11 protein-coding genes are annotated in these 11,537 nt (G+C 71.4%); 3 read left to right on the top strand and 8 right to left on the bottom strand.

The window, feature by feature from the left end; translation table 11 throughout:
* Window positions 1–84: 84 nt before the first annotated feature.
* The 7 genes from ACFVH5_RS30325 to ACFVH5_RS30295 all read right to left on the bottom strand — a co-directional run bounded on the left by ACFVH5_RS30325 (window position 85) and on the right by ACFVH5_RS30295 (window position 6,969).
* Window positions 85–738, bottom strand: a complete 654-nt coding sequence (locus ACFVH5_RS30325) for an LAETG motif-containing sortase-dependent surface protein (RefSeq protein WP_384813439.1) — start codon at window positions 736–738, stop codon at window positions 85–87.
* A gap of 166 nt (window positions 739–904) precedes the next feature.
* Complete coding sequence (locus tag ACFVH5_RS30320) at window positions 905–2,038, bottom strand: LOG family protein (RefSeq protein WP_385836901.1); 1,134 nt, start codon at window positions 2,036–2,038, stop codon at window positions 905–907.
* 108 nt (window positions 2,039–2,146) lie between these two features.
* A complete protein-coding gene (locus ACFVH5_RS30315; RefSeq protein ID WP_385836900.1) occupies window positions 2,147–2,554 on the bottom strand; it encodes a VOC family protein in 408 nt (135 codons plus the stop codon).
* 143 nt (window positions 2,555–2,697) lie between these two features.
* Window positions 2,698–4,086, bottom strand: a complete 1,389-nt coding sequence (locus ACFVH5_RS30310) for a hypothetical protein (protein WP_385836898.1) — start codon at window positions 4,084–4,086, stop codon at window positions 2,698–2,700.
* The gene (locus ACFVH5_RS30305; protein WP_385836897.1) at window positions 4,068–4,841 is read right to left on the bottom strand and encodes an ABC transporter ATP-binding protein; all 774 of its coding nucleotides are present in this window, start codon (window positions 4,839–4,841) and stop codon (window positions 4,068–4,070) included. The genes ACFVH5_RS30310 and ACFVH5_RS30305 overlap by 19 nt, the downstream gene beginning before the upstream one ends.
* A gap of 221 nt (window positions 4,842–5,062) precedes the next feature.
* A complete protein-coding gene (locus ACFVH5_RS30300; protein ID WP_384813452.1) occupies window positions 5,063–6,460 on the bottom strand; it encodes an aspartate aminotransferase family protein in 1,398 nt (465 codons plus the stop codon).
* Window positions 6,445–6,969, bottom strand: coding sequence for an Lrp/AsnC family transcriptional regulator (locus tag ACFVH5_RS30295; protein ID WP_107021782.1), 525 nt, complete (start codon window positions 6,967–6,969; stop codon window positions 6,445–6,447). Before ACFVH5_RS30295 ends, ACFVH5_RS30300 begins: the two co-directional genes overlap by 16 nt.
* A 210-nt stretch (window positions 6,970–7,179) precedes the next feature.
* On the opposite strand from ACFVH5_RS30295, the gene ACFVH5_RS30290 reads away from it, so the two are divergent.
* Window positions 7,180–8,616 carry a gamma-aminobutyraldehyde dehydrogenase gene (locus ACFVH5_RS30290; RefSeq protein ID WP_384813457.1) on the top strand — a complete coding sequence of 479 codons (1,437 nt, stop codon included), beginning with the start codon at window positions 7,180–7,182 and terminating at the stop codon, window positions 8,614–8,616.
* Between the two features lie 94 nt (window positions 8,617–8,710).
* Here ACFVH5_RS30290 and ACFVH5_RS30285 read toward each other — a convergent pair whose 3' ends face one another.
* The gene (locus tag ACFVH5_RS30285) at window positions 8,711–9,316 is read right to left on the bottom strand and encodes a hypothetical protein (protein WP_385836896.1); all 606 of its coding nucleotides are present in this window, start codon (window positions 9,314–9,316) and stop codon (window positions 8,711–8,713) included.
* A gap of 182 nt (window positions 9,317–9,498) precedes the next feature.
* Here ACFVH5_RS30285 and ACFVH5_RS30280 point away from each other — a divergent pair, with 182 nt between their 5' ends.
* Both ACFVH5_RS30280 and ACFVH5_RS30275 read left to right on the top strand, forming a co-directional pair.
* Window positions 9,499–10,152 carry a response regulator transcription factor gene (locus tag ACFVH5_RS30280; RefSeq protein WP_385836895.1) on the top strand — a complete coding sequence of 218 codons (654 nt, stop codon included), beginning with the start codon at window positions 9,499–9,501 and terminating at the stop codon, window positions 10,150–10,152.
* 41 nt (window positions 10,153–10,193) lie between these two features.
* Window positions 10,194–11,537 (top strand): sensor histidine kinase (locus ACFVH5_RS30275; protein ID WP_385836893.1); only part of this gene is annotated, 1,344 nt, incomplete at its 3' end.

Below are 11,537 nucleotides of genomic sequence, written 5' to 3'. Positions count from 1 at the left end.
GGGGGGGGGGGCCCCGGGTGGTCCGGGACGCTGTTGGGGCCCGCCCCCTCTGAGCGGGTGTTGGGGCGGGCCACTACTGGTGGGTCAGCGGGTCTTTGCTGCGCCTCGGCGGCGGAGCGCGAACATCACGCCGGCGCCGGCCGCCACGAGCGCGGCCGCTATGCCGGCGATCGCACCGGTGTTGGAGCTGGAACCGGTCTCGGCGAGGTTCGAGTCGCCCGCGGGGGACGGGGCGTTGTCACCGGTCGACGCGGCCGGAGTGGACTCCGACTCGGACGGCTCCGGGGACTCGGCGGGCTCCGAGGGCTCCTCAGCCGGCTCGGAGGGCTTCTCCGAGGGCTTCGGGGTCGCCGGAGGGGTGGTCTCCGGGGACTCGCAGCCCTCGGACGGGGTGACGAGGTTCTCCTTGATGTCCTCGTCGACCTGGTTGCCGGCCTTGACGTGCACGCGGTACGTCGCGTTCGGCTTCCAGTCCTCGGCGAAGTCGATGGTCACGCCCTCGCGCGTGCCCTTGACCTCCTGCTCACCGACGAGCTTCGCGTCGGCACCGTTCGACTGGAGGAAGACACTGACCGTGGCCTTGACGCCCGACGGGTCCTTGTCGGTGACGCTGATGATGCCCTTCGTACCGTCGCACTTGGCGACGGCCGAGAACTCGCTGATGTTGCAGGCGAGCGCGTTGCCGGCGAGACCGAGCGTGAGCGCGGCCGAGGCGGAGGCAACTCCGAGAATGCGCACAGAACGTGCGGTACGGCGAGATATGGACACGATTGCCCTTCACGGGATGCACAAAATGAGGGGGGTTGATGGGAGCTACTGAGAAACAGCAATCCCAGACGCCTCACAGGTTTATTGGGCACCGTCCGCGGTTGTCAATCCGTGTGTCCGTCTTGCCCCTTGGCTTTTAGGTTTCATTTACACGCGACAGGCGGTCGAGGGCCTCCGGGGCCTCCTCGATCCGGTCCACCAGCGCGATGCGGGACTCCATCGGGCGGTCGCGGGCGAGGGCTTGGAGGAGCGGCCAGGCGGGCAGCCGCTGCGTCCAGTGGGCGCGGTCCACCAGGACCATGGGGGTGGGTTCGCCGCGTGACCCGTAGTAGTTGGGGGTCGTGTTGTCGAAGATCTCCTGGACCGTCCCGGCGGCGCCGGGCAGGAAGACCACGCCCGCGTTCGAGCGGGCCAGCAGGCCGTCCTCGCGGGTGGCGTTGGCGAAGTACTTGGCTATGTGGGAGGCGAAGGCGTTCGGCGGCTCGTGCCCGTAGAACCAGGTGGGGATGCCGACGGAGGCGTTGCCTTTCGGCCACCGCTCGCGCACCTCGAAGGCGGCGCGCGCCCAGTCGGTCACCGACGGTACGAACGACGGCGCCTTCCCGAGGAGTTCGCACGCCTCGTCCAGCATGCCGTCGCGGTACGGGGCCGCGTACGCGCCGAGGTTCGCCGCCTCCATCGCGCCGGGGCCGCCGCCGGTCGCCACCGTGAACCCGGCGCGGGCGAGCGCGCGGCCCAGCCTGGCCGCGTCCCCGTACGCGTCCGTGCCGCGGGCCAGTGCGTGGCCGCCCATCACGCCCACCACGCGCGCCCCGCGCAGGAGTTCGTCGAGGGCGTCGGAGACGGCGTCGTCGTGGATCGAGCGGAGCATCGACGCGTAGACGTCCCCGTCGGCCCGGGTCCGCTGGAACCAGTCGTACGCGACCGCGTCCGGCGTCGCCTCGTAACCCTTGGCGAGGGAGCCGAACAGCTCGTCGGGCGTGTAGAGGTGGCCGCGGTACGGGTCGAACGGCACACCGGGCAGAGGCGGGAAGACCAGCGCGCCGTCGGCCCGGATCTTCGCCGCCGCGCTGTCCCGCATCGGGCAGCCCAGGAAGACGGCGCCCGCGGTGTCGCTGGCCAGCAGCTCTTTCGTACGGTCCGTCAGATCGACCGCCTGGACGCGGAAGCCGGTGAGGGTGCCGCGGGCCGACACGGTCGCGTCGAACTCCTCCAGCGTCTCGATCTCACGGTCGTTGTGATGGGCCACATGGGCGGGGCTCGTCTGCACCCGCCCATGTAAGCACGGGCTGTTCGAGCGCGGCCCGTTCGGCGGTGACCCCTGCGGGCGCGGACGGGGGCGCGGACAGGGGCGCGTACGGGAGCGGGGGCGGGGGAGTCAGCCCTGGACGACGGACGGGTCCATCCACATGACCTCCCAGGTGTGGCCGTCCGGGTCGTCGAAGGCGCGCCCGTACATGACCCCGTGGTCCTGGGTCTCGCCGCTCGCCGAGCCGCCCACCGCGATCGCCTTGTCGACCAGTTCGTCGACCTTCTCGCGGCTCTCGGCGCTCAGACACAGCAGCACCTCGCTGGTCCTCGTCGAGTCCGCGATCTCCTTCTTCGTGAAGTCCGCGTAGCGCTGCTTGTTCAGCAGCATCGCGACGATCGTGTCGCTGATGACGACGGACGCGCAGTTCTCGTCCGAGAACTGGGCGTTGATCGTGTAGCCGAGCTCCGAGAAGAACTTCTTGGACACGTCCACGTCGTTCACGGCCAGGTTCACGAAGATCATCTGCTGGTACATGGGAGGTCCTCCGTCGGGTGAGTTGCTGTTCGGAGGGTCAGACCGGGGGCCCGCCGAAAAGTCATCGGTCCGCGCGAATCTTTTTCGTACGGGCGCTCGACCACGCGGCGGATCACGTGAGCGGCCCGTCTGCGTACGCCGGGTCAGCGGACCAGTGGCATGGCCGCCAGCTCCGCGATCGCCCAGGTCAGAGGGGTGAGGACGGCGATCAGGGCCCCGGCGCGGAGGGCGGCGGCGGCGCGCAGCGTCGAGGCGGGCGCGCCGATCCGCAGCAGGGCCGCGGTGGTGTCGGCGCGCGCGTCCCTCGCCTCGACGGCGGCCGTCAGCAGCGTGGCCAGGGCGCATCCGGCGACGAGCAGCAGGCCGAGGGTGGTGAGGGGGCCGATGCCGGGGCGCGTACCGCTGTAGAGCACGGCCATGGCGTACGTGCCCGACGCCACCGCGCACACGACGCCGAGCGGGCGGCCGATGCGGGTCGCCTCCTCCATCAGCACGCGTCCGGCGAGCAGGCGTGTGGCGCTCGGGCGTACGGACTGGAGGAGCCTGCCGCAGAGGTGGGTGAGGGCGGGGCCGGCGAGTGCCAGGCCCAGTGCGGTGAGGGCCCAGCCGACGAGTACGCCGAAGGGGCCTCCTGTGAGGCCGCCCGGCAGTGCGGGGCCCTCGTGGGTGCTCCTGCCCGCGTAGGCCTCCACGGCCAGGCCCGCGGCCAGTACGGCTGCGCCCCAGGGGAGGCCGGTGGGGGTGGGGAGGGGGTGGGGGTGGTGGGGGTCGTCGGGGATCCGCGGGCCGGTGGGGGCTTGTCGCGCAGTTCCTCGCGCCCCTTCCGGGGCGGGGTCGTGGGGATTCTGCGGGTCCGTGGGGGTCGGTCGCGGCGTTTCCCGCGGACCCTTCGGGGCGGGGGGCTCGTTGTTCGGGTGGGAGCCGAAGCGGCCGTACGCGCTGGAGCCGATGCGGTCCGTGGAGCGGCCGTAGCCGCCGAAGCCGCCCAGGCGGGTCGGGCGTCCGCCCGCCGTGGGGAGCGGGCCCCTCGGGCGCAGTACCAGCGCGCCGGCCGCGGACGCGAGGACCGGTACCAGGGCCAGCAGCGTGAGCGTGGCGGGCAGGGGCAGCAGCTGGTTCGCGGCGAGGAACCCGGCCGCCTCGCCGTCGAACGGCAGGCCCGTCAGGTCGCCGCGCAGGTGCAGGAAGAACAGCAGGGCGACCATCGAGCCCAGCGTGCAGGACACCGCGGTGGAGACGGCCGCCAGGATCATCAGCTGCCCGGGTCCCAGGCCGATCGCCGCGAGCCCGGCCCGGGGGCGGGTGGCCGGGTCGGTCCGGGCGACGGCGACCGCGAACTGCACGGTGGCCGCGATCGGCGCGAGGCACCAGGCGAGCCGGAGCACGGCCGCCGTGGACGCGTCGGGGTGCCCCAGCGCGTATCCCAGGGTGCACAGGAGCAGGAAGCCGGTGCCCGCGGACGCCGCGGCGACGAGGAGCCGGCGGAACTGGACGGCGGGGTTGGCCCCGCGGACTAGGCGGAGAGCGAGCACGCTGCCCGGCCTTCCGTCTCGGCGGGCCCGGTCGCCCCGGCCTGCTCGGGTGGGTCCGCGACCGGTGGCAGATGGACCGTGTTCACGCGCCGCCCGTCGAGCAGCGACACCGTGCGGTCGGCGAGCGCCGCGGTGTCCGCGTCGTGCGTGGCCAGGACGACCGTGATCCCGTGCGAGCGGGCCGCCGCGGTGAGCGTGCGCAGCACCTGGGCGCGGTCGGCGCGGTGCAGCGGCGCGGTGGGCTCGTCGGCGAAGATCACGCTCGGCGCGGGCGCCAGGGCGCGGGCGATGGCCACCCGCTGGCGCTCGGACTGGAGCAGGGCGTACGGGCGTTTGCGGGCGCAGCCGCCGACGTCGAGGCGGTCCAGCCACTCCAGCGCGGCGGTCTTGGCCCGACGGCGGTTCACCCCGCGCAGCATCAGGAGCAAGGCGGCGTTCTCCCAGGCGGTCAGCTCGGGGACGAGGACCGGTGCCGGGTCGATCCAGCCGAACCGGTCGCGGCGCAGCCGTTCGCGGTTCGTCGGGCTCATGGTGTGGACGGGCGTGCTGTTGAACCAGACCTCGCCCTGCTGTGCCAGGAGCTGTCCCGACAGGCACTGGAGGAGGGTCGTCTTGCCGCTGCCGCGCGGGCCGCCGACGGCGAGGATCTCGCCCTCGCGAACCCCGATCGAGACGCCGGTGAGTGCGGGTGAGCCGTTGTGCTTGACGTGCAGGGCACGTGCCCAGAGCACGTCGTTGTCCGGCGGAGCCGCCATCGCGTACACCTCTTCAGATCTGATTTGCGCTGCCCGGGCGTCCTCGGAAGGTCACCGGGTCCCCCGGTCGGGGGAACGAAGGCAGGGCCGATCGGTCACTGGGCACGCTAGGGAGTCGGGGCCCGGAGGCCGGACAGCACGCGGCCCCGGGGCGCGCATTCTCACTCGAACGGGCGGCACCGGGGTCGGTGTTGATCACTTGTTCAGCTCAAAGGTTCAGCTCACAGCTTCGCCCAGGCCTCCGTCAGCACCTGGCGGACGATCCCCTCGATCTCGTCGAACGTCGACTGGTCGGAGACCAGCGGCGGCGACAGCTGGATGACCGGGTCACCGCGGTCGTCGGCGCGGCAGTAGAGGCCGTACTCGAAGAGCTTCTTGGAGACGAAGCCGTAGAGCACGCGCTCCGACTCCTCGTCCGTGAAGGTCTCCTTGGTGGCCTTGTCCTTCACCAGCTCGATGCCGTAGAAGAAGCCGTTGCCCCGGACGTCGCCGACGATCGGCAGGTCGTGCAGCTTCTGGAGGGTGGAGAGGAACGCGCCCTCGTTCGCCAGGACGTGCTCGTTGAGCTTCTCGCGCTCGAAGATGTCGAGGTTCGCGAGGCCGACGGCGGCCGACACGGGGTGGCCGCCGAAGGTGTAGCCGTGCAGGAAGGTGTTGTCGCCCTTGTAGAACGGCTCGGCGAGGCGGTCCGAGATGATGCAGGCGCCGATCGGGGAGTAGCCCGAGGTCATGCCCTTGGCGCAGGTGATCATGTCCGGTACGTAGTCGAACTTGTCGCAGGCGAACATCGTGCCGAGGCGGCCGAAGGCGCAGATGACCTCGTCCGAGACGAGCAGTACGTCGTACTGGTCGCAGATCTCGCGCACCCGCTGGAAGTAGCCGGGCGGCGGCGGGAAGCAGCCGCCGGCGTTCTGCACGGGCTCCAGGAAGACGGCGGCGACCGTCTCCGGGCCCTCCATGAGGATCTGCTCCTCGATCTGGTCGGCGGCCCAGCGGCCGAAGGCCTCGGGGGAGACGCCGGAGCCGTTGTCGAGGAACGCGGGCGCGCGGTAGATGTTCGTGTTCGCGACCTTGTGCGCGCCGGGGACCAGCGGCTCGAACGGGGCCTTCAGCGCGGGCAGGCCCGTGATGGACAGGGCGCCCTGCGGGGTGCCGTGGTAGGCGACCGCGCGCGAGATGACCTTGTACTTGGTCGGCTTGCCCTGCAGCTTGAAGTACTGCTTGGCGAGCTTCCACGCCGTCTCCACGGCCTCGCCGCCACCGGTGGTGAAGAAGACCTTGTTCAGGTCGCCGGGAGCGTGGTGCGCGAGGCGCTCGGCCAGCTCGACGGCCTTCGGGTGGGCGTACGACCAGATCGGGAAGAAGGCCAGTTCCTGGGCCTGCCTGGCGGCCGTCTCGGCCAGTTCGGCACGGCCGTGGCCCGCCTGGACCACGAACAGACCGGCCAGACCGTCGAGGTAGCGCTTGCCCTTGTCGTCGTAGATGTAGGTCCCCTCGCCACGGACGATCGTGGGGACGGGCGCGTTCTCGTACGAGGACATGCGGGTGAAGTGCATCCACAGGTGGTCGTACGCGGTGCGGCTGAGGTCCTTGGCAGTCACGGCTATCGGGTTCCCCACATGTAGGTCTGCTTCTTGAGCTTGAGGTAGACGAAGCTCTCGGTGGAGCGCACGCCGGGCAGGATCCGGATGCGTTTGTTGATGACGTCCAGCAGGTGGTCGTCGTCCTCGCAGACGATCTCGGCGAGGATGTCGAAGGAGCCCGCGGTCATCACCACGTACTCGACCTCCGGCATGGCGGTCAGCGCGTCCGCGACCGGTTCCAGGTCGCCGTCGGCGTTGATGCCGACCATCGCCTGCCTGCGGAAGCCCACGGTGAGCGGGTCCGTGACCGCGACGATCTGCATCACGCCCTGGTCGAGCAGCTTCTGGACGCGCTGGCGCACGGCCGCCTCGGAAAGGCCCACGGCCTTGCCTATCGCGGCGTACGGCCGGCGGCCGTCCTCCTGGAGCTGCTCGATGATGCCGAGGGAGACGGCATCCAGCTGGGGGGTGCCGCTCCTGGACTCACGGGAGTCCCGGGGATCCCTGGGGTCTGCGCTTCGACTGGCCACGCGCTCACTGTGCACGAGGGCTCGACAGTTCCGCAAGGTGTGATCGATGAAATTCGTTGTTTACGTGTTCCAAGTCTGCGGATTTCGCAGCTCTGGGGCCAGCGGGGGTGTTGAAAACGTCGGGGCGAGGATTAGGGTGGGCATCCAGGCGTCTCAGGTAGTGGACACCGGGGGCGCGGGACCGTAGAAGGACAGTCGTAGGACATCCGACAGGAGGGCCGGGCAGTGAGCACCGAGCTGCGTCGTCTGCGTAATTACATCGCCGGAGAGTTCCGCGATGCCGCCGATGGACGGACCACGGACGTGGTCAACCCCGCGACGGGCGAGGCGTACGCCACCGCGCCGCTGTCCGGTCAGGCCGACGTCGACGCCGCGATGGAGGCCGCCGCCGCGGCCTTCCCCGCCTGGCGCGACCAGACCCCCGCCGAGCGCCAGAAGGCCCTCCTGAAAATCGCGGACGCCTTCGAGGAGCGGGCGGAGGAACTCATCGCCGCGGAGGTCGAGAACACGGGCAAGCCCATCGGACTGACCCGGTCCGAGGAGATCCCGCCCATGGTCGACCAGATCCGCTTCTTCGCGGGCGCGGCACGCATGCTGGAGGGCAGGTCGGCCGGTGAGTACATGGAGGGCCTGACCTCGATCGTCCGCCGTGAGCCGGTCGGTGTCTGCGCCCAGGTCGCGCCGTGGAACTACCCGATGATGATGGCCGTGTGGAAGTTCGCCCCGGCGCTCGCCGCGGGCAACACGGTCGTGCTCAAGCCGTCCGACACCACCCCCGCCTCCACGGTCCTCATCGCCGAGATCATCGGCTCGATCGTCCCCGAGGGCGTCTTCAACGTCATCTGCGGCGACCGTGACACCGGCCGCGCGATGGTCGAGCACCGGATTCCGGCCATGGCGTCCATCACCGGTTCCGTACGGGCGGGCATCTCCGTCGCCGAGTCCGCCGCCAAGGACGTCAAGCGGGTCCACCTGGAGCTGGGCGGCAAGGCGCCCGTCGTGGTCTTCGAGGACACCGACATCGCCAAGGCCGTCGAGGACATCTCGGTGGCGGGCTTCTTCAACGCGGGCCAGGACTGTACGGCCGCCACCCGCGTCCTCGTACAGGAGTCCATCCACGACGAGTTCACGGCCGCGCTCGCCAAGGCCGCCGCCGACACGAAGACCGGGCAGCCGGACGACGAGGACGTGCTGTACGGGCCGCTCAACAACCCGAACCAGCTCAAGCAGGTCTCCGGCTTCATCGAGCGGCTGCCCGCGCACGCCAAGGTCGAGGCGGGCGGCCACCGCGTCGGCGAGAAGGGCTACTTCTACGCCCCGACCGTCGTCTCCGGCCTGAAGCAGGACGACGAGATCATCCAGAACGAGGTCTTCGGCCCGGTCATCACCGTCCAGTCCTTCACGGACGAGGCCCAGGCCGTCGAGTACGCGAACGGCGTCGAGTACGCGCTCGCCTCCTCCGTCTGGACGAAGGACCACGCGCGCGCGATGCGCATGTCCAAGGTCCTCGACTTCGGCTGCGTGTGGATCAACACGCACATCCCGCTGGTCGCGGAGATGCCGCACGGCGGCTTCAAGCACTCCGGCTACGGCAAGGACCTGTCGGGGTACGGCTTCGACGACTACACGCGCATCAAGCACGTGATGACGTCGCTCGGCTGAGCGTTTCGTAGGCGGTAGGCGGTAGGCGGTACGGGACACGTCGTACGCGGCCCCGGGCGGGAGTTGGTCCGCCCGGGGCCTCCGCGGTCGCGGATCAGCCGCTGAAGACGAGCCCCCCGACGCTCGACTCCGTCGTGTCGCCGCCCTCGCGCCGATCACCGCTTCCCTTCTCGTCGCTTCCCTTCTCGTGCTGCCGGATCTCGCCGCAGCCGCCGGGGGCCGGGACGGGTCCGCCGCCCTTCCCGGGCAGGTCGCCGGGCGGGACGGGGAGTTTGACGCCGATGTCGTCGAGGATGTCCTGACAGGCCTTGGCCGCCTTGCGGAACTCCTTCGAGGTCGGGTCCGGGCGCTTCGCCCCGTCACCCTCGCCCCTGTCGATCCGTACCTTCACCCCGCGGCCCCCGTCCGCCGTGTAGATGACGATGTCGGGGAAGTCCTCCAGACCGTTGTCACGCATGCACTCGGTGTACGCGCGGGACGCTTTGTCCTGGCGCTTCCAGTCGGTCGAGTCGTCGTCCTTCGGCGGCTTCGGGGACGACGAGCCGCCGTCGGACGAAGATCCACCGCCGGACGACGAGTCACCGTCCGACGGTGATCCGGCGGCCACGGACTGACCGGCGTACACCCCGCCGAGCGTGAGCGCGCTGATCAGGGCGCAGGCCGCGGCCAGCCGGCGGTGCCGTTTCGTCGAACTCCGCATGGGGTCCTCCCTGGTGTCTTCCGTCGTGTCGGCCGTTCCGGGGACGTCGGTCCCCGGTCGGGACCACCTCAGCGCGCGGGCGGTTACGGCACGGGAACGGGCGCTCTTACCACCCTGTTACCGGCCGGCGGGCACGCTGGCCGCAGGGTTCGCAACAGCCGGAGACGCAGCCGGAGATGCCGATGCGCGTATTGGTGGTCGAGGATCACGAGGAGCTCGCCGAGACCGTCGCGGCGGGACTGCGCAGAGAGGGGATGGCCGTCGATCTCGCACTGGACGGCCATGCGGCGCTGGAGCGGGCCACGGTCAACGGATACGACGTCGTCGTGCTCGACCGTGACCTGCCCGGACTGCACGGTGACCGGGTCTGCCGGGCCCTGGCCGAGGGGGGCAGCCGGGCGCGGGTACTGATGCTGACCGCGTCCGGCACGGTCGCCGACCGGGTCGCGGGGCTCGGGATGGGCGCCGACGACTACCTGCCGAAGCCCTTCGCCTTCACCGAACTCGTCGCGCGGATACGGGCCCTGGGCCGGCGCGCGCAGCCCGCGCTGCCGCCCGTTCTGGTCCGCGGCGACCTGCGGCTCGACCCCGCCCGCCGGGTGGCGTCCCGCGACGGGCGGCAACTGCCGCTCAGCCCGAAGGAGTTCGCGGTCCTGGAGCTGCTGATGGCGGCCGGCGGGGCGGTCGTCTCCGCCGAGGAACTGCTGGAGCGGGGCTGGGACGAGGCGGCCGATCCCTTCACCCAGACCGTGAAGGTGACGGTCAGCAGGCTGCGGCGCAAGCTCGGTGAGCCACCGTTGATCGAGACGGTCGCGCAGGCCGGGTACCGGGTGTGAGCGGTGTGGGTGGCACGGGCGGTATGGGGGGCGCGGGTGGCGTGAGCGGTGTGGGTGCGGTGCGCGGGCGGTTCGCGTTCCCGGGGTCGCGCGGGGGCCGGAGGTCGCAGAGCGTCCGGTGGCGGCTGACGCTGCTCTACGGCGGGCTGTTCGTGGTGACGGGGGCGGTGCTGCTGGCCCTCACGTACGCGCTCGTGGCCGACAACCAGCCGCTGGCCGTGTCCGGGACGGGGTCGGGCGACCGGCCGGTACCGGGCGGCGCGGATACGGGGGACGCGGGCTCCGGGAGCGTCATGAAGCCGGGGGCGGCCACGGTCGAGAGCTATGTGCGCGAGCGGCTGGCCGTCCAGCGGGGTGACCAGCTCCACCAGCTGCTCATCGAGTCGGGGATCGCCCTCGGCGTCATGGCGATCGCCTCGCTGATCCTCGGATGGCTGGTCGCGGGACGTGTCCTCGCGCCGCTGCGGGACATGGCGGTCGCGGCCCGGCGGATCTCCGCGGACGATCTGCACCGGCGTCTCGCCGTGTCCGGCCCCGACGATGAGCTGAAGGATCTCGCCGACACGTTCGACGATCTGCTCGCCCGGCTGGAGGGCGCCTTCGAGGCGCAGCGGCGGTTCGTGGCCAACGCGTCGCACGAGTTGCGTACCCCGCTCACCCTTCAGCAGGCCGTCGTCGACGTGGCACTGGCCGACCCGCGCGCCGACGCCGCGTCCCTGCGGGCGGCCTGCCTGCGCGTGCGGGCCGCCGGGCAGGAGCAGGAGCGGCTGATCGAGGCGCTGCTCACGCTGGCGTGGGGACAGCGGGCGCTGCACGAGCGGGAGTCGGTGGACCTGGCGGTCCTCACGGATGACCTGCTGTCCGAGGGCGGCCCCGGGCCCCGGGTGGACGCGGAACTGACGTCCGCGCCGCTCGTCGGGGACCCGCATCTGGTCGGACGGCTCGTGAGCAATCTGCTGGAGAACGCCGTCCGCCACAACGTGGCCGAGGGGGCGGGGGGCTGGGTCACCGTCTGGACCGGGGTCGTCGACGGGCGGGCGTCCCTGCGGATCGCCAACAGCGGGCCGGTGGTGCCGGTCGATCAGGTGGGGGTGCTGTTCGAACCCTTCCGGAGGCTGGGGGTGGAGCGGGTGCGGGGCCGTGCCCGGGAGGGGGCGGGGCTGGGGTTGTCGATCGTGGCGGCGATCGTGGGGGCGCACGGGGGTGTGGTGGAGGCGCGGGCGCGGGGGGAAGGCGGGTTGTGGGTGGAGGTGGTGTTTCCGCCCCCGCCGCCCCTACCCGTTCCCGTCGACGACTCGGGGGCGCTGCCCCCGAACCCCCGGTCCTCAAACGCCGGACGGGCGGAAGTGTTGCCGGGCCGGCGGACACCTCCAGCCTGTCCGGCG

It is taken from the genome of Streptomyces sp. NPDC127119, from assembly GCF_042677425.1.
Classification (GTDB): Bacteria; Actinomycetota; Actinomycetes; order Streptomycetales; family Streptomycetaceae; genus Streptomyces.
This window is presented reverse-complemented; position numbering and strand designations above follow the sequence as displayed.

Bases quoted from the DNA above. Each gene is read 5' to 3' on its own strand.
- ACFVH5_RS30285 (WP_385836896.1), bottom strand. From the start codon at position 9,316: ATGCGGAGTTCGACGAAACGGCACCGCCGGCTGGCCGCGGCCTGCGCC.
- ACFVH5_RS30305 (WP_385836897.1), bottom strand. From the start codon at position 4,841: ATGGCGGCTCCGCCGGACAACGACGTGCTCTGGGCACGTGCCCTGCAC.
- ACFVH5_RS30315 (WP_385836900.1), bottom strand. From the start codon at position 2,554: ATGTACCAGCAGATGATCTTCGTGAACCTGGCCGTGAACGACGTGGAC.
- ACFVH5_RS30280 (WP_385836895.1), top strand. From the start codon at position 9,499: ATGCGCGTATTGGTGGTCGAGGATCACGAGGAGCTCGCCGAGACCGTC.